This is a genomic window from Microbacterium sp. PMB16 (assembly GCF_051294855.1).
Lineage (GTDB): Bacteria > Actinomycetota > Actinomycetes > Actinomycetales > Microbacteriaceae > Microbacterium.
The window spans coordinates 3390654-3413618 of the sequence record NZ_CP145908.1 but is presented as its reverse complement, the minus strand read 5'-3'; the positions used below and the strand labels follow the sequence as shown (position 1 = coordinate 3413618).

At 67.0% G+C, this 22965-nt stretch carries 24 protein-coding genes, 4 tRNA genes and 1 pseudogene; 18 read left to right on the top strand and 11 right to left on the bottom strand.

All coding sequences use genetic code 11. The annotated features are described in order from the left end of the window. Position 1: 1 nt before the first annotated feature. Positions 2–1156 carry an alpha/beta hydrolase family protein gene (locus tag V5D55_RS16405; protein ID WP_435745014.1) on the top strand — a complete coding sequence of 385 codons (1155 nt, stop codon included), beginning with the start codon at positions 2–4 and terminating at the stop codon, positions 1154–1156. On the opposite strand, the pseudogene V5D55_RS16400 reads toward V5D55_RS16405, so the two are convergent. Beyond that, positions 1140–1570 (bottom strand): annotated as a pseudogene (locus V5D55_RS16400) (SufE family protein). The gene V5D55_RS16405 and the pseudogene V5D55_RS16400 sit on opposite strands and share 17 nt — an antisense overlap. 19 nt (positions 1571–1589) lie before the next feature. Continuing rightward, a complete protein-coding gene (locus V5D55_RS16395) occupies positions 1590–2483 on the bottom strand; it encodes a sulfurtransferase (protein ID WP_435745012.1) in 894 nt (297 codons plus the stop codon). 145 nt (positions 2484–2628) lie between these two features. Between V5D55_RS16395 and zapE the strand changes: the two genes are divergently transcribed. The 3 genes from zapE to V5D55_RS16380 all read left to right on the top strand — a co-directional run bounded on the left by zapE (position 2629) and on the right by V5D55_RS16380 (position 5637). Continuing rightward, positions 2629–3666, top strand: a complete 1038-nt coding sequence (gene zapE / locus V5D55_RS16390; RefSeq protein ID WP_435745009.1) for a cell division protein ZapE — start codon at positions 2629–2631, stop codon at positions 3664–3666. A 134-nt stretch (positions 3667–3800) separates the two neighbouring features. Next, entirely contained in the window at positions 3801–5039 is a 1239-nt protein-coding gene (locus V5D55_RS16385) for an ammonium transporter (protein ID WP_435745007.1), read from the top strand. Positions 5040–5058: 19 nt separating this feature from the next. Beyond that, the gene (locus tag V5D55_RS16380; protein ID WP_435745005.1) at positions 5059–5637 is read left to right on the top strand and encodes a type II toxin-antitoxin system PemK/MazF family toxin; all 579 of its coding nucleotides are present in this window, start codon (positions 5059–5061) and stop codon (positions 5635–5637) included. On the opposite strand, the gene V5D55_RS16375 is transcribed toward V5D55_RS16380, so the two are convergent. Beyond that, the gene (locus V5D55_RS16375; protein ID WP_435745003.1) at positions 5603–6766 is read right to left on the bottom strand and encodes a DUF1611 domain-containing protein; all 1164 of its coding nucleotides are present in this window, start codon (positions 6764–6766) and stop codon (positions 5603–5605) included. The two genes, V5D55_RS16380 and V5D55_RS16375, sit on opposite strands and share 35 nt — an antisense overlap. 222 nt (positions 6767–6988) lie before the next feature. Here V5D55_RS16375 and V5D55_RS16370 point away from each other — a divergent pair, with 222 nt between their 5' ends. Continuing rightward, positions 6989–7375: an SPW repeat domain-containing protein gene (locus V5D55_RS16370; protein WP_435745001.1), complete on the top strand. Its 387-nt coding sequence runs from the start codon at positions 6989–6991 to the stop codon at positions 7373–7375. A gap of 81 nt (positions 7376–7456) precedes the next feature. Here the strand turns inward: V5D55_RS16370 and V5D55_RS16365 are convergent, their stop codons facing one another. Next, on the bottom strand, positions 7457–7888 hold the full coding sequence (locus V5D55_RS16365) for a GIY-YIG nuclease family protein (protein WP_435744999.1): 432 nt from the start codon (positions 7886–7888) through the stop codon (positions 7457–7459). A gap of 139 nt (positions 7889–8027) precedes the next feature. On the opposite strand from V5D55_RS16365, the gene V5D55_RS16360 reads away from it, so the two are divergent. Then, positions 8028–9095: a PQQ-dependent sugar dehydrogenase gene (locus V5D55_RS16360; RefSeq protein WP_435744997.1), complete on the top strand. Its 1068-nt coding sequence runs from the start codon at positions 8028–8030 to the stop codon at positions 9093–9095. A gap of 13 nt (positions 9096–9108) precedes the next feature. Here the strand turns inward: V5D55_RS16360 and V5D55_RS16355 are convergent, their stop codons facing one another. Both V5D55_RS16355 and V5D55_RS16350 read right to left on the bottom strand, forming a co-directional pair. Continuing rightward, on the bottom strand, positions 9109–9558 hold the full coding sequence (locus V5D55_RS16355; protein ID WP_435744995.1) for a hypothetical protein: 450 nt from the start codon (positions 9556–9558) through the stop codon (positions 9109–9111). A gap of 49 nt (positions 9559–9607) precedes the next feature. Next, positions 9608–9683 (bottom strand) — tRNA-Val (locus V5D55_RS16350). Positions 9684–9834: 151 nt separating this feature from the next. Here V5D55_RS16350 and V5D55_RS16345 point away from each other — a divergent pair. The 7 genes from V5D55_RS16345 (at position 9835) to V5D55_RS16315 (ending at position 12866) form a co-directional block, all read left to right on the top strand. Further along, positions 9835–9907, top strand: a tRNA-Gly gene (locus V5D55_RS16345). A gap of 52 nt (positions 9908–9959) precedes the next feature. Then, positions 9960–10030 (top strand) — tRNA-Cys (locus V5D55_RS16340). A gap of 27 nt (positions 10031–10057) precedes the next feature. Continuing rightward, positions 10058–10129: transfer RNA gene (locus V5D55_RS16335), tRNA-Val, on the top strand. Positions 10130–10374: 245 nt separating this feature from the next. After that, a complete protein-coding gene (locus V5D55_RS16330; RefSeq protein ID WP_435744993.1) occupies positions 10375–11748 on the top strand; it encodes a hypothetical protein in 1374 nt (457 codons plus the stop codon). 35 nt (positions 11749–11783) lie between these two features. Further along, positions 11784–12056, top strand: a complete 273-nt coding sequence (locus V5D55_RS16325; protein WP_435744990.1) for a hypothetical protein — start codon at positions 11784–11786, stop codon at positions 12054–12056. A gap of 97 nt (positions 12057–12153) precedes the next feature. After that, positions 12154–12414: a hypothetical protein gene (locus V5D55_RS16320; RefSeq protein ID WP_435744987.1), complete on the top strand. Its 261-nt coding sequence runs from the start codon at positions 12154–12156 to the stop codon at positions 12412–12414. Next, on the top strand, positions 12411–12866 hold the full coding sequence (locus tag V5D55_RS16315) for a BLUF domain-containing protein (protein WP_435744985.1): 456 nt from the start codon (positions 12411–12413) through the stop codon (positions 12864–12866). Before V5D55_RS16320 ends, V5D55_RS16315 begins: the two co-directional genes overlap by 4 nt. An 18-nt stretch (positions 12867–12884) precedes the next feature. Here V5D55_RS16315 and V5D55_RS16310 read toward each other — a convergent pair whose 3' ends face one another. Genes V5D55_RS16310 through V5D55_RS16300 form a run of 3 tightly spaced genes read right to left on the bottom strand, consistent with a single transcriptional unit; the run spans position 12885 to position 15695 of the window. Beyond that, positions 12885–13931 (bottom strand): NAD(P)/FAD-dependent oxidoreductase, encoded by a 1047-nt coding sequence (locus tag V5D55_RS16310; protein ID WP_435744982.1) that lies wholly within the window; start codon positions 13929–13931, stop codon positions 12885–12887. Next, on the bottom strand, positions 13928–15277 hold the full coding sequence (locus V5D55_RS16305) for a cryptochrome/photolyase family protein (RefSeq protein ID WP_435744980.1): 1350 nt from the start codon (positions 15275–15277) through the stop codon (positions 13928–13930). Before V5D55_RS16305 ends, V5D55_RS16310 begins: the two co-directional genes overlap by 4 nt. Before the next feature lie 25 nt (positions 15278–15302). Beyond that, positions 15303–15695 carry a DoxX family protein gene (locus V5D55_RS16300; protein ID WP_435744977.1) on the bottom strand — a complete coding sequence of 131 codons (393 nt, stop codon included), beginning with the start codon at positions 15693–15695 and terminating at the stop codon, positions 15303–15305. Between the two features lie 118 nt (positions 15696–15813). Here V5D55_RS16300 and V5D55_RS16295 point away from each other — a divergent pair, with 118 nt between their 5' ends. After that, positions 15814–16584 (top strand): GIN domain-containing protein, encoded by a 771-nt coding sequence (locus V5D55_RS16295; protein WP_435744974.1) that lies wholly within the window; start codon positions 15814–15816, stop codon positions 16582–16584. A 6-nt stretch (positions 16585–16590) separates the two neighbouring features. On the opposite strand, the gene V5D55_RS16290 is transcribed toward V5D55_RS16295, so the two are convergent. After that, positions 16591–17538 (bottom strand): alpha/beta fold hydrolase, encoded by a 948-nt coding sequence (locus V5D55_RS16290; RefSeq protein WP_435744972.1) that lies wholly within the window; start codon positions 17536–17538, stop codon positions 16591–16593. Positions 17539–17701: 163 nt separating this feature from the next. On the opposite strand from V5D55_RS16290, the gene V5D55_RS16285 reads away from it, so the two are divergent. The 4 genes from V5D55_RS16285 (at position 17702) to V5D55_RS16270 (ending at position 22108) form a co-directional block, all read left to right on the top strand. Next, positions 17702–18856 (top strand): sensor histidine kinase, encoded by a 1155-nt coding sequence (locus tag V5D55_RS16285; protein WP_435744969.1) that lies wholly within the window; start codon positions 17702–17704, stop codon positions 18854–18856. Continuing rightward, positions 18853–19533 (top strand): response regulator, encoded by a 681-nt coding sequence (locus tag V5D55_RS16280; protein WP_435744966.1) that lies wholly within the window; start codon positions 18853–18855, stop codon positions 19531–19533. The genes V5D55_RS16285 and V5D55_RS16280 overlap by 4 nt, the downstream gene beginning before the upstream one ends. A gap of 113 nt (positions 19534–19646) precedes the next feature. Beyond that, positions 19647–21575, top strand: coding sequence for a threonine--tRNA ligase (gene thrS / locus V5D55_RS16275; protein WP_435749330.1), 1929 nt, complete (start codon positions 19647–19649; stop codon positions 21573–21575). Then, positions 21572–22108, top strand: a complete 537-nt coding sequence (locus V5D55_RS16270) for an HIT family protein (protein WP_435744963.1) — start codon at positions 21572–21574, stop codon at positions 22106–22108. The genes thrS and V5D55_RS16270 overlap by 4 nt, the downstream gene beginning before the upstream one ends. Here the strand turns inward: V5D55_RS16270 and pdxY are convergent. Further along, positions 22105–22956, bottom strand: a complete 852-nt coding sequence (pdxY, locus tag V5D55_RS16265) for a pyridoxal kinase PdxY (RefSeq protein ID WP_435744960.1) — start codon at positions 22954–22956, stop codon at positions 22105–22107. The genes V5D55_RS16270 and pdxY overlap by 4 nt on opposite strands. Positions 22957–22965 lie beyond the last annotated feature (9 nt).

Here is a 22965-nt window from a genome sequence, read left to right as displayed (position 1 = left end):
GATGAAGAGTCTCAGGCACGCCGCTGCGCTCCTTGTCCCTGCGCTGCTCGCGTTGGGGGCGACGATGGCTTTCCTTGTCTTCGGCGTCGCACGACGCGTGGTCACCCCGATGCGACGAGGCGTCGACACCGAGATCCTCGCGGTCGACACCGGTGCCCAGACGATCGAACTCACCCGTACGGCCGACACGGAACTGCCGGGGCGCTATGGACTGTTCACGACGGGAACCTACGGTTACGTCAAGCTCGGCGCCGTGCTCAGCGCCGATTCGGTGAGCGTCCGCCGCAAACTCCTGACCCAGATCGAACCGGGTGCTCGGGTGGACCGCGGCGCAGCCTTCAGCGGGTACTACTACTCCGCGCCGAGCGAGCTCCACCTGTCTTGGCAGAATGTGCTCATCGGCTCGCCGTCGGGCCCCTGCCCGGCCTGGTACTTCCCCGGGGCGTCGTCGACGTGGGTGATCCAGGTGCACGGGCGCGGTGCCACGCGCGTCGAGTGCCTGCGGGCCGTTCCGGTGCTCCACGCCGCCGGCCTGCCGAACCTGGTCGTCTCCTACCGCAACGACTCCGAAGCTCCGCGCAGCCGTGCGGGCGCCTACGCGCTCGGGGCGTCGGAGTGGCGGGATGTGGACGCGGCCATCGCCTACGCATTGCGGCACGGCGCGGAGAACGTGATCCTGATGGGCTGGTCGATGGGCGGCGCCGTCTCGCTGCAGACCGCCGTCAACTCGGGGCACCGCGACCGCATCGTCGGTCTCATCCTCGAGTCGCCGGTCGTGGACTGGCGCACCGTTCTGCGGTACCAGGCGCGGATCGCCCGCGTCAGGGCGCCGCTGCCCGACCTTGCGATGAGTGCCCTCGAGCGGCCGCTGACGGCCCGTTTGAGCGGAGCGGACGATGCGATCTCCTTCGACCGGCTCGACATGGTCGCCCGCGCGGCAGAGCTGTCCGTCCCCATCCTGATCCTGCACAGTGCCGACGACGGGTTCGTGCCGATCGACTCCTCGCTCGCCCTGCACGATGCGCGCCCGGATCTCGTGACCATGCCGGAGTTCGCGGTGGCGCGCCACACGAAGATCTGGAACTACGACCAGACCGGGTGGAGCGAGGCCATCACAGGGTGGCTGGACGCCCGCGGGTTCAGCGCTTCTGCGTGACCTGCTTCTTGGCGCGCATCAGCATCCCGGTCATCCCACCGATCCGCAGCGGCGAGACCGCCTTGGTGAGCCCGATCGACTGCGGGTAGTCGTCGGGGATGGCGAGGACCTCGTCGGGCGTGAGCCCGGTGATCCCCTGCACGAGGATGCTGGCGAAGCCGCGCGTCGTCGGAGCCTCCTCGGGCGCCGTCGCGTGCATGGTGACGATCCCGTCATTCACCTCGACGTAGATGTACACGGGCGACTGGCATTCGGCGACGCGCTCGCACATCTCGGGGTGGTTCGCGACCTCGTCCGAGACGGGGGAAGCTCATCCGAGTACTCGAGCAGCAGCAGAAGCCGATCGGACTCCGGGGTCTCCAGGAAACCGTCGCGGATATCGGCGAGGATGTCAGGAACGTCGGTGGTGCTCATCCCTGACATCCTCCCACGATCAGAGCGAGCCGGGCTCGGAGCCCGTCACGATCGGAACGCGCACTGCGCTGCCCCACTCGGTCCAGGATCCGTCGTAGTTGCGCACGTTCTCGAATCCGAGCAGGTGCTTGAGCACGAACCAGGTGTGGCTCGAGCGCTCACCGATGCGGCAGTAGGCGACGACGTCGTCGCCGTCCTGGAGCCCGGCTCCCTCGCGGTAGATGGCATCGAGGTCGGCGCGGCTCTTGAAGCCGCCGTCCTCGGCGACGGCCTTCGCCCACGGCACGCTCTGCGCGGTGGGGATGTGCCCGGCGCGCAGCGCGCCTTCCTCGGGGTACGCGGGAGCCGTGGTGCGCTCACCGCTGTACTCCTCGGGAGAGCGTACGTCGATCAGCGGGTTGCCGATGTGGGTGAGGACGTCTTCCTTGTAGGCGCGGATCACCGAGTCGTCGCGCTCGACGACCGGGTACTCGGTCGCGGGGCGTGTCGTGGCATCGCGGGTGATCTCGCGGCCCTCGGAGACCCAGCGGTCGCGGCCGCCGTCGAGGAGACGCACGTCTTCATGACCGAACAGGGAGAAGACCCAGAGTGCGTAGGCCGCCCACCAGTTGTTCTTGTCGCCGTAGATCACCACGGTGTCGTCGCGCGAGATGCCCTTGCGGCTGAGGAGCGCAGCGAAGCCCGCGCCGTCGACGTAGTCGCGGACCACCGGGTCGTTGAGCTCGGTGTGCCAGTCGACCTTCACGGCCCCCGGGATGTGACCCGTCTCGTAGAGGAGCACGTCCTCGTCGGACTCGACGACGACGAGCCCCGGCGCGCCGAGACGCTCCGCGAGCCACTCGGTGGTCACCAGACGGCCGGGTTCGGCGTACTCGGCGAACTTGGGGGAGGAGGAATCGAACTCGATGGCCATGGGTTCTCCGAAGCATTGAGCGGACGAGGGTGGGGTTGCGGACGGCGTAATGTGGAGCCGTCCCTTCGACGATAGATCCCCGCAGTGCGCCCTGCGCCCGATTCGTAAGACTTCGACACAGGCCGGCACCTTATTCAGGACAGAGATGACCGACACGACCAGCAGCACGGGCTCGGTGCATCTGACCGATCGCCAGCCCACCGTGACCGGACCCGAGATGCTCGCGAGCCTGGTGCCGCCGCCGCAGTTCGACACCGCGACGTTCGACAGCTATCGCGCCGACCCCTCGTTCCCCTCGCAGGAGGAGGCGAAGGAGACACTGATCCGATTCGCGGGCCGCGGGGCGCCGGTCAAGCGCGGCGGCTTCTTCAGCCGCGCGAAGAAGGAGCCCGAGGTCAAGCCGGGCGTCTACCTCGACGGTGGATTCGGTGTGGGCAAGACCCACCTGCTCGCCTCGATCTATCACGCGATGCCGGCCCGTCGGAAGTACTTCGGCTCGTTCATCGAGTACACCGCACTGGTGGGGGCGCTCGGATACAAGAACACGGTCGACCTGCTCAAGGGCGCCGACCTGCTCTGCATCGACGAGTTCGAGCTCGACGACCCGGGCGACACCATGGTGATGACCCGTCTGCTGGGAGAGCTCGTCCCCACGGGCACGAAGCTGGCGGCGACCTCCAACACGCCGCCGAACGCTCTCGGAGAGGGGCGCTTCGCCGCCCAGGACTTCCTCCGCGAGATCCATGCGATGTCCGACAGCTTCCAGACGATCCGCATCGACGGCGTGGACTTCCGGCAGCGCGCACTGGACGGCCATGCGGTCGTCCTCGGCGAGGACGCCTACCAGGCGGCGACGAGCGCAGCGGGCGGCTCGGGCGCAGCATCCGACGATCGGTTCGACGAGCTGATCCGTCACCTGGCGCAAGTGCATCCGTCGCGCTACATCCGTCTCATCGACGGGCTCGGGCAGGTGGGGCTCCGCGGCGTGCGGCAGCTGACCGATCAGTCGGAGGCGCTCCGGTTCGTCGCCTTCGTCGACCGCGTGTACGACGCGCAGATCCCGATCGTCGCGACCGGCGTCGGTCTCGACTCGGTGTTCTCCGACGAGATGCTCGCCGGCGGATACCGCAAGAAGTATCTGCGCGCCATCTCCCGGCTGAATGCCCTCACGCATTCTGCGTGAGCCTGCAGGTCCGCGTAACACGATGTTCACACACGGAGCCACGCTGTAACAGCGGGGAAACAAACCTCACGCCTGCGCGAAACGGCGCGTCGTCACACTGAAGCTCTCAATTACTTCGGATGTGAGGTTTTCCTATGGATGCTCCCGGCAACATCTCGTGGGCGATCACCGCGACTGCGCTGGTCCTGCTCATGACGCCTGGCGTCGCCTTCTTCTATGGCGGTCTCGTCAAGGCGAAGAGCGTCGTCAGCATGATGATGATGAGCTTCGGCTCGATCGGCCTTGTCGCCGTGCTGTGGATTCTCTTCGGCTTCTCGATGAGCGCCGTCGACAGCCCGACCGCCTTCGCCGGCAACCCGTTCGCCGACTTCGGCCTGGCGTCCCTCGCCTCCGGTGAGGGATCGAACGTCGCACTGCTCGGTGTCGCCTACGGCGCCACCTTCGCGATCATCACGGTCGCCCTGATCTCCGGCGCCATCGCCGACCGCGCGAAGTTCGGCAGCTGGCTGATCTTCGCCGGTGTCTTCGCCACGGTCGGCTACTTCCCGGTCGCCGCGTGGGTGTGGGGCGGCGGCTGGATCATGAACCTCGGCACCACTCTCTTCGGTGAAGAGAGCGGCATCGGCGTCATCGACTACGCCGGTGGTACCGCCGTGCACATCAACGCGGGTGCTGCGGCACTGGCCCTCGCGCTCGTGCTCGGAAAGCGAATCGGTTTCCAGAAGGGCATCCTCAAGCCGCACAACGTGCCGCTGACGCTGCTCGGCGCCGCGCTGCTGTGGTTCGGCTGGTTCGGCTTCAACGCCGGCGCCGAGTGGCTCGCAGAGGACATGGGCGGTGTCGGCCTCATCGGTCTGAACACCCTCGGTGCGACGGCCGCGGCCATCCTCGGCTGGATCCTGGTCGAGAAGATCAAGGACGGCAAGCCCACCTCGGTGGGTGCCGCCTCCGGTGCGGTCGCCGGTCTCGTCGCGATCACCCCGGCATGCGCCAACCTGACGCCGGGCTGGGCGCTGCTGCTCGGTGCTGTCGCCGGTATCGTCTGCGCCCTGGCGATCGAGCTGAAGTTCCGCCTCGGCTTCGACGACTCGCTCGACGTGGTCGGCATCCACCTCGTCGGTGGTCTGCTCGGCACCATCTACCTCGGCTTCTTCGCGTCGGAGACGGGCCTGTTCGTCGGCGGCGACGCCCGCCAGCTCGCTGTCCAGGCGATCGCAGCCCTGGGTGTGCTGATCTACTCCTTCGTTGTCGCTTTCATCATCGGCTTCGCGATCGAGAAGACCATCGGCTTCCGCGTCACGAACGAAGACGAGATCGCCGGTGTCGACCTGGTCGTGCACGGCGAGGAGGGCTACGCACTCGCAGATGCGTGACAGCGGTTAGGGTGACCGTGTGAGCAAGACCAACGGCATCCTCACCGCACTCGTGCAGATCCTGCAGAAGGCACTCGGATCAGACCGGGCGCCTCGGACACCAAATCGTCCGAGGCGCCCGGTTGCGCGTCTGCGCACGACATCGGAGGCGGAACACTCCGGCGCCGCTTCCGACTCGGGAGTCGGCACCGCGACGGTCCGGGTCGACCCGGACCGGATCGACGACCTCCAGGTCGGGTATGCGCCAGAACCGGACGGTGCCCCGGACGCCGGGGAGATCGTCTGGACCTGGGTGCCCTACGAGGAGAACGACGGGCGCGGAAAGGACCGCCCCGTCCTAGTCATCGGCCGCGCTTCGCGAGATCGCGTGTACGCGGTGCGCATGACCAGCAAGGCTCACGATGGCGATCGTGATTTCCTCGCGATCGGATCCGGTTCGTGGGATTCGCAGGGTCGCGAGTCGTGGGTCGACATCGAGCTGCTGTACAGCGTGCACGAGCGCGGACTGCGCCGTGAAGCCGCCGTGCTCGACCGCCGGCTCTACGACCGCGTGACGGGTGCCCTCACACGCCGCTACGGGTGGTCTGCAGCGGGTTGAGCGCCGGGAACGCTTGCAGGACCATCTCGACGAGGTCCGACAGCGGGCGGGTCAGCGGATCGGTGGCCGGAAGGCCGAGATCGAGCTCGATATCATCGATGGCCGCGCTGAGCTCATCGTCCGTCAGGTTCTCGTGGTTGACGGTGATGCCGATGACGCGGGTGTCGGCGAACGCTTCGATCAGCGCCACCTCGCTCGCGACGGTCGGCATCTTCACCATCGGGAAGTCGCCGAGGTTCACGCGTCCCGGGGCGTGCTGCACGATCACGCCGGCCGGCTGGCTGCCGCGGAGGATGTGCGCGGACGTGATGTAGGCCGGGTGGCTGAGCGCGCCCTGGCCCTCGACGATGATCACGTCGGGGTTCTCGCCCTCGAACGCGGCGACGACCTGGTTCTCGACCTCGCCCGAGCAGAACTGCGGCACGAGGGCGTCGAGCGCCACACCGTACTTGCCGCCCTGGATGATCGTGGTCTGTCCGGTGCCGACCATCACCGCATGGATGCCGTGATCGTTGAGGGCCCGCACGAGCAGCGTCGCCGTGGTGCGCTTTCCGATCGCGCCGTCGGTGCCGAGAATGGCGATTCGCGGGCAGGCGACGTCGAAGATGCGGCCGGAGAAGAGGTGGAGGTCCTTCTTGTCCTTCGGGCGGCGGATGTCGGTGATGGTGACACCGGCGAGGAGACTCGCTGCGACGAATTCGGCATCGTCGGTCAGGAACTCGTGAAGCCCGTTGATGATGTGCATGCCGCGGGCGATGCCGTCGAGCAGCACTGTGCGCTGGTCGGCCGAGAGCAGACCGTCGGCCGGCGCCACGCCGCAGATGAGGTAGTCGGGGACGCGGCCGGCATGAGCGATCGCCGAGGCGAGGTCACGCAGCACGGGGATGCCGTTCGGGGTGCGGTCGAGCAGCTTTCCGGCATCCGCACCCGCATGCGTGCTGTCGATGACGCTGAGGATCTCGTACTTCTCGGAGTGCCGGACGAGTCCGTTCGCGGTCTTGCCATCCTGCTCGCCGAACTGGCCTTCGCAGTAGATGACGGCAGTCGTCCCTCGGGGGAGCGGGAACGGCGCGGCCCACTCCTGGACAGGCGAACTACTCGAAGACGACGGGAAAGACGATACAGACATGGCGCTGCTCCTCGGGTAACACAGAGGAGGCGACGGAGAACGAAATGGCCCTGAGAGCCCGTTGGTCGACAAGAAGTCTTCCCTGATGTCAGCAAGATGCCGACTCGCCCACAGTACCAGCGTGGTCTGGGACCCGGCCGGGAGCCGTCATGGGCAATCCGATTCGTGAGGGGCGACGAATCATCTGTGAGCCGCGACCGCGGCGAAGCACAAGGAGGAATCATGCGTTTCATTCCCACCAAGGTCCACGGCATCCTCGACTACATCGTGGGCGTGGCACTCATCGCCGCACCGTGGCTCTTCGGATTCGCCGCCATGGGCGGCCCGGCCGTCATCATCCCGATCGTGCTCGGTGTCGGCCTCATCGTCTACAGCCTGTTCACGAAGTACGAGTGGGGCCCCTTCGGTTTCATCCCGATGCCCGTCCACCTCGTCTTCGACATCGTGGCGAGCCTGTTCCTCGCTCTCTCCCCGTGGATCTTCGGATTCTCGGGTGAGGCCCTGAACGTCTGGCTGCCGCACGTCGTCGTCGGCGCTGCCGTGATCGTCGTCGTCCTGTTCTCGCAGCCCCAGCCTGCGACCACCCGGGGCCGCGTCGCCACGGCCTGAGCATCGTCGACGAGAGAGCGTCGGGTCGCCGCCTGGGAGTGCGGTGGCCCGACGTTCTCTGTGTGCGCACGATTCCGGGCGCTATCGCTCCCCGCGGAGGGCATCGCTGAACCAGCGGGCGTAGAGCTGCCAGGGGTCGCCGGCGTCGCGCAGCGCCGTGATGTGCGTGCGGAGCTCGTCGGTGAGCGTGAACCATTCGCCGCCCTCGCGGATCGACGCGTACTCGCGATGGCGCTGCTGCTCGAGGGAGCGGTCGCCGCGCTCGAACGCGAGGAGCTCCTCGTGCCGGATGCTGGCGAGACGCTGTCGGGGACGACGGCTCGTCCCGATCTTCACACGCCGGTCGAAGCGCAGGTAGTAGACGACATCGATCTGCGGCAGCGGGAGATCGCTGTCGGGGACGTCGCCGTACCGCCATCCGCACGCGGCGCAGATCCAGGCGGCGCCCACGCGTGAACCGGACGCTCCGCCGCAGAGCTGGCACGGGCCGGGGAGGACTTCGTGACGCGACACGGGGGAAGACTACGAGGGGCCAGGGACAGTGTTCTCGATCGAGCCTTTCCGTGAATCTCAGAGACGCCTAGTGTCGAAGACACCTGGCCCCGGTTCTCGGTCAGCCAGTCTCTCGCGGCGAGTGCCCAGGAGGGCGACCATGACGACGACACGGCGGTGGCTCGGAGCAGCGTGGTCGTTCGCCGCGGCATCCGTTCTCGTCGCGTGCTCGGCCGCATCCGAGCCGTCCCCGCGCTCGTCGATGATCGAATCAGGACTCGGGGAGGCGACGTCGATCGCGACGGACCTCGACGTGCCGTGGTCCGTCGCGTTTCACGAGGGCACGGCACTGATCAGCGAGCGGGATTCCGCGCGCATCGTCGAACTGGATGCCGACGGTGACGTGCGCGAGGTCGGCGTCGTCGATGGCGTGGCGGCGGCGGGAGAAGGAGGGCTGCTGGGGATCGCTGTGCATGACGCCTACCTGTATGCCTACTTCACGGCCGCCGCGGAGAACCGCATCGAACGGTTCGCATTGACGGGAGACGCCGGATCGCTCGCGCTGGGCCAGTCCGAGCCTGTCATCTCCGGGATGGATGCCGCCGGCAATCACAACGGCGGTCGGATCGCATTCGGTCCGGACGGGATGCTGTACGCGACGGTCGGCGACGCGGGAGAGCCTCAGAGCGCACAGGACCTCGAGTCGCTGTCGGGGAAGATTCTTCGGCTGACGCCCGAGGGCCAGGTTCCGGACGACAATCCGTTCGAGGGGTCGCCGGTGTACAGCTACGGTCACCGCAATCCGCAGGGCATCGCCTGGGACGGCGAGGGCACCCTGTATGCGAGTGAGTTCGGCCAGGACACCTGGGATGAGTTGAACGTGATCGAGGCCGGCGGCAACTACGGCTGGCCGGATGTCGAGGGCATCGCCGACCGTGACGGCTTCGTCGATCCGGTGCAGCAGTGGACGCCGGACGAGGCGAGTCCGAGCGGCATCGCCGTCGTCGACGGTGCGGTCTACATCGCGAACCTGCGCGGGGAAAGGCTGCGCACGGTGCCGTTGAGCGATCTCACCGCCTCCCAGGAGTACTTCGTCGGCGACCTCGGGCGATTGCGTGACGTGGTGGTCGCGCCCGACGGAGCGCTCTGGATGCTGACGAACAACACCGACGGCCGAGGCGACGCCGCTGCGGGTGACGACCGCGTCGTCCGCATTCCGCTGGACTGAGACTGCGGGGGCTCTAGCTGGTGCGAGACCGCTTGACCCCGCGCGGCACCCACTTCCACCAGAGGAAGTGGTGGTCGCCCTGCTCGACGTCGAACACCTGCCCGCAGACGGCGCATTCGCACACGTACGTCATCGACCAGCCGGGTTCACTCGTCGACAGGGTCTCCGTGTGTCCGGCAGTCGCCTCCTTACGCGGGTCATAGGCGATGAGCCCCGGATAGTTGGCACACCAACAGGTGCCGGCGCGGTAGTTTTCGAGCTTCGCGACGGAGTGCTCGAAGTTCGCCTGGTTCGAACGTACGATTCCGCCGAGGTCGACCTGATCGGCGGCGCGGCGGATTCGGGGGAGGGCGGCGACCAGAGGATCCAGGACTGCGGCATCGCGCGAGGAGATCGTCTCCCACGTCGCGTGCAGGATCCTGCTCGGGTCTTTCGACAGGTAGTCGTCGAGAAGGGATGGCACTCCGGCACGATAGCAGCGCACGGTCGCGAGATGCGTGGAGGAGGAATTGTGGTGGGCGATACCGGACTCGAACCGATGACCTCTTCCGTGTGAAGGAAGCGCGCTACCAACTGCGCCAATCGCCCATACCCGCGGGGTACGTCAACCGATACTACCCGACGCTCAGAGCCCGTGAGGACACCGGATCGAGACACGCGCGAGAAACGTTTCCGGTTTGGACACCGGCCGATCATCGGCTAATGTTTCATGAGTGCCCGGGACAACCGGGAACGAAATGCGGATGTAGCGCAGTTGGTAGCGCACAACCTTGCCAAGGTTGGGGTCGCGAGTTCGAGTCTCGTCATCCGCTCGAGTGCAGGGGATTCCTCCGGGAATCCTCCGCACGTGGGGTCAATCCACACGGTGGCGTGGCCGAGCGGCTAGGCACCGGCCTGCAAAGCCGTTTACACGGGTTCGAATCCCGTCGCCACCTCACCTGAAACTGAATAGCCCCGAACGGGCGCGATTGGCGCAGCGGTAGCGCGCTTCCCTGACACGGAAGAGGTCACTGGTTCGATCCCAGTATCGCGCACACTGAAACCCCCGGATTTCCGGGGGTTTTTTCGTGTCCCCTCCAGGTCGGTTCAGGCGCGCCAAGGGTTCTCCAGGGGCTTACCGCCATCGTCGCATGCGCTCATCTCACCGCGGGGGTTGACGGAGACTCGACCACTTCCGATGGACGCGTGTCAGTGGTACCCGCCGGTGTTCACGAGCCCGATGCACGACACGGTGCGCGGTGTTTCGGCGGGCCTGTGGGATTGCTGAAAGGCTGACCTCATGAGTCTGAGCAGAGCGCATCGGCAGGTTGAAGAGTTCGCACTTCTGCTCGAGGAGAGGTTCGACGCAGTGGGGCCCCGGCGGGCCGAGCGGGAAGCAGCGAAGATCGACGTCGATTGGGGGGTTCCCATCCTCGCCGGCGTGTGGTCCCAGTCACTGTCGTCGGTTCATTCTCCACTGGTCCGCTATAGACCCGGTCTGAAAAGGGCACTCATCGCCTTGCGCCAGAGGGAACGGGGCGGTGCGGGCAGGTCGCAACGGGATCTCCTGGCACTGGTCGCTGCATGCGAAGACGAATACGCCGAAGAGATGGAGAGTATGGTGCCCGAGTTGGATAGCGGGCGCCCCGGTTCCTATGGCGCATTGGTGGCCACCGGAACTCGGCTGCAGTTGGCTCCAGACGCCACGCGGCTCGCGGAGACTCTGGCGATTCCTCGTCTTGCTCGACTGGCTAATGGGGCGGACCCTGCTCGGCTGCTCCCAGACATGTCGCGGCTGCGTCTTGTCCCGCAGTCCATCGAATACGCCCGACTCTGGCGTGGGTTGTATCTTCGACTCGCGTCGGTGCTCTGGCTCCAACGCTTCGGAGATGCAGCTGCCGCACCGGACGCGATCGTGTTCGTGCCAGAGCACTTCTACACACAGTTCCACGAGCTGCCAGGAGGCGGCGCAACCGGAGTCGAGTCGGCATCCCTTGTCTTCGATTCCGCTGAGATCAGGTCACTGTTGTCGACAGCCGCGCTCGACGGCAAGTCGGGAAGCAACGACATTCAGATCACGGGATTTCCCCTGCACCCGATCTCTGGCGGTTACGTCACGTCGTTGCACCTGATCCTCGACTCGATCGCCCCCTGGGCCCAGACCACGATCCACGAGTTGGACCTATGGATGAGCGCCATCAGCGAACCGTTCGAGACCTGGGTGCTCGGTGCCCTCGAGGAACACGGATTCGTCGCCGGCAACGTGAACGAATCAGGTCATTGGGACCTCGGGCGAGGTGAGGGGGTCACTCGCACGAGTGCAGCCGCGAACGAGATTCGGCGCACTCTCTCCGGCGCAACGGGAAGCCCTGGGGAGATCGACGTCCTGGCATGGCATGAGGAGCACGAGCTCTTGATCATGGTGGAATGCAAGTCGATAAACGCGATCGGCAATCTCCAGACGGTGTCGACGACACTCTCGCCGGCCGATGCGGCCGGATGGCGTCGGAAACTCCGCAAGAAGGTCGAATGGGTCGAGCGCGTGAGCGGCATGCACGTCGGGCTCTCGATCATCGCGCTCGAAGGAGTCGTCTTCCATATGTCCTATGGCATTGATGACACCCCGATCCTCGATGCCGAATCTCTGACCATCGCCCTCGACAGCATGTTCTGAACGGCCGGACCGCGCCAGCACCTAGGCTGGGACTCATGCTCGCCGCCCTGATCCGTCCCGCCGAGAAGCATGTCGCGACAGCGGAAGGCACTGAGATCCCCGTGCTCCGAGAGCAGCTCATCGCGGAGGCCCCGGTGGGATGGGAACTCGCCTCGGCACACGTCGAGATGAAGCCCGGCGGCATCCGCATCGTCGAGGGGCGGTTCCAGCGACGAGACGAACCGCAGAAGATCGAGGCCGACGACATGGCGGCGCTGGAAGCGAAGGTTCCCGAGGGCTGGCAGATGCTCTCGGTGTGGCGCATCTGAGCCCCGTCTCCGCAGGCGGACGACTTCGCCTGGCACACCGGATGCCCGCAGCGCAAGGGGGATCCGCCATGTCCGATCGTCGTCGTAGTGTGCACGGGTGAACGATCCCCACTCCCTGTCCTCCGGCGTCCTCTGGGCGTGCGTCGAGGAAGGATTCCATGTCGGCAGCCGCGGCGGCGATTTCCTCGGATACGTCGACCGGCAGAGCGACGGAAGCTACTCCGCGTTCGATGCGCGGTCCCGACCGATCGGAACCTTCCCGACGCTCGATGATGCGACCGCTGCCGTCTCCACGTCCCAGCCCGTTGCCGAAACAGGCACGCTGGCCGATGAGCAGTTGAAGGGCGCCATCCGATGACGACCGAGAACACCGAACTGATGTCCCTCGTGTACAGGAGCACTGCGGCCGCGCCTTTCCGCTCGACCGCGCTCGATCATCTGCTCGCGCAATGCCGTTCCCTCAACGGTGATCGAGACGTCACCGGGATGCTGCTGTACCGCGGCGAGCGCTTCATTCAGGTGCTGGAGGGTCCTGCCGAGGTCGTGCGCCGACTCGCGCGCACGATCGGGACGGACCCGCGTCACCGTGACATGCGGGTACTCATCGAGGAGTCGATCGACGAGCGCCGCTTCGAGGACTGGACGATGGGTTACCGGACGCTCGAGAGTGAGGCGGCGGATGCTCCCGCCGGGTTCCGCGATTCCTTCGCCGACCTGGAGGAGAGCGACGAACGCTCGACGACCCTGCGCGCGCTTGCGGAGCTGACCCTGTGGTTCCGTGTGCGCGCGGCGCAGAGCGTGAAGGTCTGACGACGCCTGACGGCAGGGTCAGCCGAAGCGCCTGGGGCGGAAACGCGCGAGTTCGGGTGCCTCGACCGAGGTCGTGATCTCGTCGGCGACGAGCCGCCCGAGCGTTGCGGCGAGCACGACGCCGGGGTGGGCCACGGCGACGTGGACACCCGGCGCGCTCGTCTCGCCCACGGCCGGTTCGCGGTCGCGCATCATCGGGCGCCAGCCCACGTCCACGCCGACGACCCGCGCGTCATCGGCTCCGTCGAAGGAGTCGAGCAGGATCTTCCGGGCTGCTTCACCCGTCTGCGCCAACGACTCGACGGAGTCCTCACCGCTGTACTCCATCGGCATGAGGATCGTTCCATCCTGACCCTGCCGGGCCTCGAAGTCGTCGTTCGCGACGATGCGGCGGATGATCCCCGGTGCTGCCCTGAGACGCACGAGCACGGCGGGAGCCGACATCATGGGAAGGTCGACCCCGACGGAGGCGCAGAGCCCTGCCGACCCCGTGCCTGCTGCGACCACCACCTTCGAAGCCTCGAGCACCGCCTGGCCGATGTCGACGCCGACAACACCGCGGTCATCATCGCGGACGAGACGCAGCACCGGCTGGCCGAACCGCGTCTGCGTGCCGCGGTGCCTCGCCGCCTCGATCAGTTGCTCGGCTGCCCGTACCGGATCGATCCATCCGTCGTCGGCGCTGAACCGTGCGCCGGATGGACGGAGCCGGAGTCCTGGCTCGAGGGCGATCGGATCGTCGGCCCTGTCGGCCAGATCGCGGCGGAACTCCTCGCCCCAGGTGAGCGCTCCCGACCAGACGGGATCGAGTCCTGGCACCTCCGCGATCAGACGATCCCAGTCGTCCTTCGCGAGATCGCGCAGCGCGGCAGCCGGACCGTTCGGCCTCCCGAATCGACTGATCCACGCGAACGAGTGCCGGGTCGCGCCGGATGCCGGCAGCGCGGCATCCATCAGCGTCACCGATTCGCCCCGCGCTGCAAGGTGGTACGCGATGGACGCGCCGATCACTCCGGCGCCGATCACGATCGTTCCGTTCGCCTCGATCGGGTGCAAGGCTGTCACTTCTCCGCCCGCGGAGCGCGCTTGACGTCTTCGTAGGCGGCGAGGGCGGCCTTGCGCGTCTCACCCAGATCGACGATGGCCAGCTGTGGCGCATCCGACGCCCATCGGGAGATGTAGACGCCCTGCGGGTCGAACTTCTTGGCCTGCAGCTCGGGATTGAAGACACGGAAGTACGGGGCGGCATCCGCGCCCGACCCGGCGACCCACTGCCAGTTGAACGGATTGCTGGCGTCGTCGGCATCGACGAGGGTGTCCCAGAACCATTCCTCGCCGAGCCGCCAATCGATCAGCAGATTCTTGATGAGGAACGACGCCGTGACCATGCGAACGCGGTTGTGCATGTATCCGGTGTGCCAGAGCTCGCGCATTCCGGCATCCACGAGCGGCACACCCGTCTCGCCGTGCTCCCACGCGTCGAGGAGCGACGGATCGAGCGGGGGCCAGGGGAAGGCGTCGAACTCGCGCCGCAGGTTCTTCGTCGCGAGATCAGGGAAGTGGTACAGGGTGTGCCAGGCGAACTCGCGCCAGCCGACCTCGGACAGGAACCGTCCGGCGCCGTCGACACCGACCGCCTCGTGCCACACCGTGTAGGGACTCAGCTCGCCCCAACGCAGCCGCGGCGACAGCAACGAGGTTGCTCCCGCCGACGGCTCGTCGCGGGCGCGGTCGTATGCGGGAAGGTCGTCGGAGAGGAACTCCTTCAGGCGTCGCCGTGCGGCAGGCTCACCGGGCTCCCATGTCTCGCGCAGGCCCGCTGCCCAGTCGGGCTTGGTCGGTAGGAGCTCCCACTCGTCGAGAGAGTCGGATGCCGGCAGGTCTCGCGCTCCGGTGATCTCGCGAGGCTCCGGGAGCGGTGCGCGGGGAGCGGGCAGAGCGAGGCACGCACGCCAGAACGGAGTGAAGACGGAGTAGTGCGTGCCGCTCCCGGTCGTGACGGTCCACGGCTCGTGCAGCAGCGATCCCGCGAACGAGGCCACGGTGACGCCGTCGGCTCGGAGCGCTGACTTGATGCCGGCGTCGACCGCGCGTTCCGGACCCCCGTACCGGCGGTTCCAGAACACCGCACCGGCGCCCAGTTCCGCCACGAGCTCGCGGATGACCCGGTCCGCCGGGCCCCGGCGCAGGACCAGAGCTGCCCCGCGCTCGCGCAGCCGTTCGCCGAGCGACGCCAGCGAGTGATGCAGCCACCAGCGCGCCGCGCCGCCGAGCGGGCGGACCCCGTCGGATTCCTCGTCGAGCACGAACACAGCGATGATCGGCTCGTCTCGGTCGATCGCCGCGCGGAGCGCAGGGTTGTCCGCCAGTCGCAGATCGTCGCGGAACCAGACGAGTGAGGGGGAGGTCATCACGCAGTTCTTTCGTGAGGACGCGTCAGCGTCGGCGGGACGGTTCGGCCGTGGCCCAGAGTGCCCAGAGCACGAGCAGCGGCTGGAGGAAGAGGCGACCGAAGCGACGGCCGTCGGTGTCGAGTCCAGGGGTGGAGCGGCGCGTCCGCCACTGATGGATGTTCCCCGGGAGGACAGCCACGAAGAACGCGGCCGTCGCCCACCCGATCCGTCGTCGCTCGCGGGGGAGAGCGACGAGGCCCGTCGCGAGCGCGATCTCCGCCGCCCCCGAGGCGAGCACGATGGTCTCCTTGTCGAGCCTGGTCAGCTGTACAGCCCAGTCGGGCACGACGACACGGAACCCGCGCGTCGCGGTGAAATGCATGACACCGATCGCGCCGAGGGCGATCGCGAGGATCCAACGGGCGACTGCTCTCATGTCTTCACGCTACGGGATGCATCGCCCGTTCGACGGATCGCGCTCATACCCAGGGGGGAGACGATGTTGCTACTTCGGTAGCTGTCGATCATCGTGCTCGTGAACCTACGCTGTGGCCATGCGTTCACCTCTCCTCGTCTCTGCCGCCGCGGTACTCATCGTCGCGGCGACCGCTCTGACCGGCTGCGCCGCGCTCGATCCAGGTGCCGCGGTCACAGAGAACCGCCCCGTGACGGACGTCTCCGTCGTCGAACTCGGCACCGATGGAGATCTCACGGTCACCCTCGGCGACACTCCGTCGTTGCGAGTCACAGCGGGAGAGCACATCATCGACCGTCTGACCGCGGAGATCGAGGACGGTGTGCTGCGTTTGGACATGGACGGCGACCCGCTGCTGCGCAACGGCGATATCCGCTACGAACTCACCGTCACGTCGCTCGAGTCGATCGCGGTGCTCGGGTCCGGCGACGCATCGGTCGACTTCTCCGGTGCGGTCGAGCCGACGGTGTCGGTTAGAGGCTCCGGAGACGTCGAAGCCCGCGGCATCGACGCGGCCGACGTGCTTCTCACCGTCGACGGCTCCGGTGGTATCGAGGTCAGCGACGCCCGAGCCGAGAACCTGACCGTGCGTGTCGACGGTTCGGGAGGCGTGACGATCGACGGCTCGACGGAGACCCAGAACGTCGAGCTGAACGGCGACGGCGGCTACGACGCCGCTCGCCTCCGCAGCGTGCATGCCGTCGTCACCGTCCACGGCGCAGGGAGTGCGTCCGTGAACGTCGACGACTCCCTCGAGGCTGTCATCGACGGCAGCGGTGGCATCTCCTATGACGGAGACCCGGACGTCTCGAAAGATGTCTCGGGTTCCGGCGAGATCACGCGACGCTGACACCGGTCAGTCCGTCGGCATCCGGCCTGCCTCCCATTCCCGGAAGCCGTCGACGATCTCCGTCGCGTGCGTGTGGTGGAGGTAGTGCCCTCCGTCCAGGGGGATGACGGTGCCATCCGTCACGCCGGACGCCTGCTCCTCGTGGAGATCCAGCCACTCCGGCACCGTCTCATTGTGCTTCTGCACGAACAGCAGGAGCGGCAGATCCTCGGGGAATCTCTTGCCTTCGGCCTCGTGGAAGATATCGCCGAGGCGGGACATGGCATCGACGTAGCTCGGAGCCAGGGTGTTCCGGTTCGTGAACATGCCCATCTGCTCGCGATCCTCCGCCGAGTAGGTCGGCGGGACGTACCCGCCGTCGTTCATGCTGGTGATGATCCGCATCAGACCGAGGTTCCTGGCCGTGACGAGCAGTCCGATCGGCAATGCGGCATCCGTACTCGGCTGACCGGGCAGGCTGCTGTCGATTCCTACGAATGCCGTGATCTCCGCGGGGTAGCGTTCGGCGAATTCGATCCCGTAGATGCCGGCGATCGAATGCCCCATCAGGATGTACTCGTCGACGTCGAGCGACTGCAGCGCCTCGTGCACCTCACCGACGATGTTCTCGGTCGTCCGCGCCTTGTCCGTGCCGTCGCTCAGGCCGTAGCCGAACGGCTCGACCACGACGACGCGATGATCCTCGGCGAGCCCCGGGATGATCGGCCTGAAGTCGATCACCGGCGAGGCGGTGCCGAATCCGGGGAGAAGCACGATCGTCTCGGGCCCGTCGCCCGTGACGAGGACGTTCATGTTCTTCCCGTCCACCGTGACCGACTGTCCGTAGGACTCGATCTCGCCCTTCTCCGCCTCCGTGGCCACGGCGTTGACGACGGTCGTCGTGGCGAGGCCGACGACGATCACCGTCGCGATTCCGGTGAGAGTGAGCAGGGTGCGTCTTGCTGCCTTCTTCATTGCTGTCCTTTCGGGCACGCGTTGCGCGCACTTCCACCAGCCTGATCTCGGGATCGTGCGCGGGCATCCACCCGGCGCGGACACCTCGGTACCGCGTTCGCAGTACGTGATAGTCATCCCGGAGAGGGATTCGGGCCCTTCCCCGGCACGAAATACTGGGAGAGTGTCGTCACTCCGCTTCTCCGGTCTCGCGACATCGCTGACCGACGTGATGGCCGTCGCCATCGTCGTGCTGCTCGGCTTCCTCCCGTATCCGGAGGCTGTCTTCCAGGCCCGCGGACTGCTGTTGGTGCCGGCCCTCCTGCCCGCGGCGGTGATGCCGTTCCGCCGCCGGAGGCCGATCGAGGTTCTCGGTGTCTGCCTCGCGTGCAGCATGATCGCCGCGCTGTTCGGCCTGCTCTCGCCAGGGGCGATGGTCGCGGTCGCGATCGCCGCATTCGCCGTCACCGATCGGCTCCCGCGGCGTGTCGGTCTGCCGGTGGTCGGAGCGACGGCCCTGATCGTGCTTCTCACGAACGCGGTGACCCTGGACGGCGAGGTCTTCGACTCGCGCGCTTTGCAGTTCCTTCTCTTCATCGTGCTCGCCGGCGCGCTCGGCGACGCGACGCGCACCCGCCGGGAGTACGCAGACGCGATGCGAGAACGCGCGGAACGTGCCGAGCGCACTCGGGAGGAAGAGGCGCGGCGTCGCGTCGCCGAAGAGCGGTTGCGGATCGCCCGCGATCTGCACGACATCGTCGCCCACCAGATCGCCGTCATCAGTTTGAACGCGGGCGTCGCCTCGACGGCGATCAGCGACCGGCCTGAGCGGGCACAGGAAGCGCTCACCACGATCCGTGCGGCCTCGCGAACCGTGCTGACCGACATCGGCGGATTGATGTCCGTGCTCCGCGACGGCGATCCGGAAGCTCAGGGCGACCGGCATCCGCCTGCGGGACTGGACGGTCTAGACGAGCTCGTGGCTCAGGTCGAGGGGGCGGGGTTGCGCGTCGACCTGCATCGAGATGCAGGGCTCGGAGAGCTCGGAGGAGCGAGCCAACATGTGGCCTATCTGGCGATAAGAGAAGGACTCACGAATGCGCACAAGCATGGTGAGGGTGCGAGGGCGACGCTCATGATCCGCGACGGCGACGGCGCGGTCGAGATCACCGTGACGAATGCGGTCGGCGCGGACGGCGTGGATGCCTCGCCGAGCGGCCATGGTCTGCGCGGATTGCGGGAACGCGTCGCGGCTGTGCGCGGTCGCGTGTACGCCGCACCCGAGGGGAACGAGTTCCGATTGCGCGTCGAGATCCCCACGGCGGAGGACCGGACATGACACGCGTCCTCATCGTCGACGACCAGCCGTTGATCCGTCAGGCCGTCCGCGACATCCTCACGGACGGCGGGATCGAGGTGGTCGGCGAAGCCGCGAACGGACGCGCGGCCGTCGTCGCCGCGCAGGAGACTGCTCCCGATGTGGTCCTGATGGACATTCGGATGCCGGAACTCGACGGCATCGCGGCCACCGCAGAGATCTGCGCCTCCCAGGCGAGTGGTACGACCCGCGTGCTGATCCTCACGACCTTCGAAGAGGACGAGTACGTCGTCGAGGCACTGCGGGCAGGTGCCAGCGGCTTCATCGGCAAGAGCGCCGAACCGGAAGACATCGTGGCCGCTGTACGGACCATCCATCGCGGCGAAGCGCTGCTCTCGGCGGCGGCGACGAGCGCGTTGATCGCCCGCACGATACTGCCGAGGCTTCCCGCTGCGGACGCGTGGGTGGGGCAACCGTTGCGACAGCTCACGCTCCGCGAGCGCGAAGTACTGCTCTTGGTCGCCGGGGGTGCGACCAATCAACAGATCGCCGAGCGATTGGTCATCTCGCCGCACACGGCGAAGACCCACGTGAACCGGGTCATGACGAAGCTGGGTGCACCCGACCGCGCGCAGCTGGTGATCCTCGCTTACGAGACCGGCCTCGTCGTGCCGGCGTCGCTCGCCCAGCGGTCCTGAGCGCGTGGTCATGCGAGTAACCTGGGTACCGACCCAGATGGAGAGTTTCTGTGCCTGAAAACGCCCGGCCGCACGACGGCTTCGCCCTGTTCACCGACCGGAACGTCGTCGCCATGCGCGTCAACGGCGATCTCAAGGATCTCGCCACGACAGTGACGGATGCCGATCAGGTCGAGCCGGTCACCATCGACAGCACCGATGGGCTGAACATCCTCCGTCACTCTGCGGCGCACGTGCTCGCCCAGGCGGTGCAGCGGATCAACCCGCAGGCGAACCTCGGGATCGGGCCGCCCATCACGGACGGCTTCTACTACGACTTCGGTGTGGACACCCCGTTCACCCCTGAGGACATCAAGGCCATCACCAAAGAGATGCAGCGCATCGTCCGTGAGGGACAGCGCTTCGTCCGTCGTGTGGTCACCGACGAGGAGGCACGCGCCGAGCTCGCGAACGAGCCCTTCAAGCTCGAGCTCATCGGTCTCAAGGGCCCCGGCAAGGAGGTCGCTGAGGGCGCTTCCGTCGAGGTCGGCGAGGGTGAGCTCACGATCTACGACAACACCACGCGTGACGGCGAAGTGGTCTGGAAGGACCTCTGCCGCGGACCGCACCTGCCGAACACCCGCATGATCGGCAACGGCTGGGACCTCACCCGCATCGCCGCCGCCTACTGGCGCGGCAGCGAGAAGAACCCGCAGCTACAGCGCATCTACGGCACCGCCTGGCCGACCAAGGACGAGTTGCGCGCCTACCAGCACCGTCTCGAGGAGGCGGCCAAGCGCGACCACCGTCGCCTCGGCAAGGAGCTCGACCTGTTCTCCTTCCCCGAGGAGATCGGCTCCGGGCTGTCGGTGTGGCATCCTCGCGGCGGCATGATCCGCGGCGAGATGGAGCAGCATGCCCGCAAGCGCCACATCGAGGGCGGCTACACCTACGTGTACACGCCGCACATCTCGAAGGAAGACCTGTTCCTCACCTCGAACCACCTCGTCACGTACAAGGAGGGCATGTTCCCGCCCATCGTGATGGACGAGGAGCGCGACGAGAACGGCGAGATCACCAAGCAGGGCCAGGACTACTACCTGAAGCCCATGAACTGCCCGATGCACATCCTGATCTACAAGGAACGTGCGCGCAGCTACCGCGATCTGCCGCTGCGGTTCGCCGAGAACGGCACGGTCTACCGCAACGAGCTCTCCGGCGCCCTGCACGGGCTCACCCGTGTGCGCGGCTTCACCCAGGACGACTCTCACCTGTTCGTCACGCCCGATCAGCTGGAGGAGGAGGTCTCGAAGGTCCTCGACTTCATCCTGTCGATGCTGCGTGATTTCGGACTGAGCGACTTCGAGCTCGAGCTGTCGATGAAGGACGACGAGAAGTCGAAGTGGATCGGCTCGGACGAGTTCTGGGAGTCGTCGACCGATGCCCTGCGCCGCGTCGCCGTCGCATCCGGACTCAAGCTCACCGAGGTCCCCGGCGAGGCCGCGTTCTACGGCCCCAAGATCGACCTGAAGACCAAGGACGCGATCGGCCGCACCTGGCAGCTCTCGACCGTGCAGGTCGACCCGAACCTGCCCGAGCGCTTCGATCTGGAGTTCATGGACAAGGACGGGCAGAAGAAGCGCCCGATCATGATCCACCGCGCGCTGTTCGGCTCGATCGAGCGGTTCTTCGCGATCCTGCTCGAGCACTACGCCGGTGATTTCCCGGTCTGGCTGTCGCCGCTGCAGGTCGTGGGCATCCCGGTCGCCGAAGAATACGCCGACTACCTCGGCGACGTCATCCGGACGCTGCGTGACTCGGGCGTGCGCACCGAGCTCGACACGTCGGACGAACGCATGCAGAAGAAGATCCGCAATCACACCACCGGCAAGGTACCGCTGCTGCTGATCGCGGGGGAGCAGGACCGGGCTGCCGGCACCGTCTCGTTCCGCTACCGCGACGGCACGCAGGAGAACGGCGTCCCGATCGCGGATGCCGTCGCCCGCATCCGCGCCGCGATCGACTCTCACGCGCTCGTGCAGACCGTCGGGGATCTCGTGTGACGACGGTCGAGGACGGCGGACTCCTCGCGGGTGTTCCCGACGAGTTCCAGCGGTTGTGGACCCCGCACCGGATGGCGTACATCCAGGCGGGTCCGGAACCGCTGCGCGAGGAATGCCCGTTCTGCGAGGCTCCGAAGCATCCGGATGCCGAGCGGCTGATCGTCGCGCGCGGCGAGACGGCGTATGTGCTGCTGAATCTGTTCCCGTACAACTCGGGCCACCTGCTCGTCTGCCCGTACCGCCACATCGGCACCTACGATCAGGCGACGCCCGAGGAGGTCGCCGAGATCGGCGCCCTCACACAGACCGCCATGCGGGTGTTGCGCGAGGTGTCGCGGTGTGACGGCTTCAACCTGGGCATGAATCAGGGCGCCGTCGCAGGAGCCGGGGTCGACGGGCACCTGCACCAGCACGTCGTGCCGCGGTGGACGTCGGACGCGAACTTCTTCCCGATCATCGCGAAGACCAAGGCGCTGCCGCAGCTGCTCGGCGAGGTGCGCGAAGCCGTGGCGAACGCCTGGCCTCAGCGCTAGCGAACCCGACGCGCGGTGAACTGCATCTGCGGGTTCGCGTAGTACTCCTGGGCCTCGACGAGCTGCAGCTCGCGCTCACCGGACTCCAGGGTGGCCTTGAGCAGGTCGTAGACGCTGGATGCCGTGCGCTCGAGTGCGGTCTGCGCGCTGCCGGTCTCGACGTAGTGCGCGGTGAACAGCGCGGCCGTGACATCGCCGGATCCGTTCGCCTTCATGGGCAGGTGCGGGGTCTGCACGATCCACGCTCCGTGGTCGTCGACAGCGAGCATCTCGATGGTGCCCTCCTCGCGGTCCGGCCGCTCGACGCTCGTGACGAGCACCGTGCGAGGTCCCATCGCCCGGGCGACATCGACCGAGGCGAGCGTGGACTCGAGCGTGTCCGGGTCGGTCTCGGTGAGGAAGCCCAGCTCGAACTGATTCGGGGTGATGATGTCGGCCACCGGGACCACGCGCTCGCGCAGCAGGATCGGGATGGCTGGTGCGACGAAGCAGCCGGACTTCGCGTTTCCCATCACGGGGTCGCACGCGTAGACGGCCTGCGGGTTCGCGGCCTTCACCCGTGCGACGGCGTCGATGATGACGTCACCGATGCCCTCGCCGCCCTGGTAGCCGCTGAGCACCGCATCGACCTGTCCGAAGACGCCGCGCTCTTCGATGCCGGTGATGACCTCACGGACGTCGTCCGGTGCGATCAGGGGTCCGCGCCATGCGCCGTAGCCGGTGTGGTTCGAGAAGTTCACCGTGTAGACCGGCAGCACCTCGACGCCGATGCGCTGCAGCGGGAAAACGGCGGCGGAGTTGCCGACGTGACCGTACGCGACGGCCGACTGGATGGAGAGGATCTTCATTCTCCGATC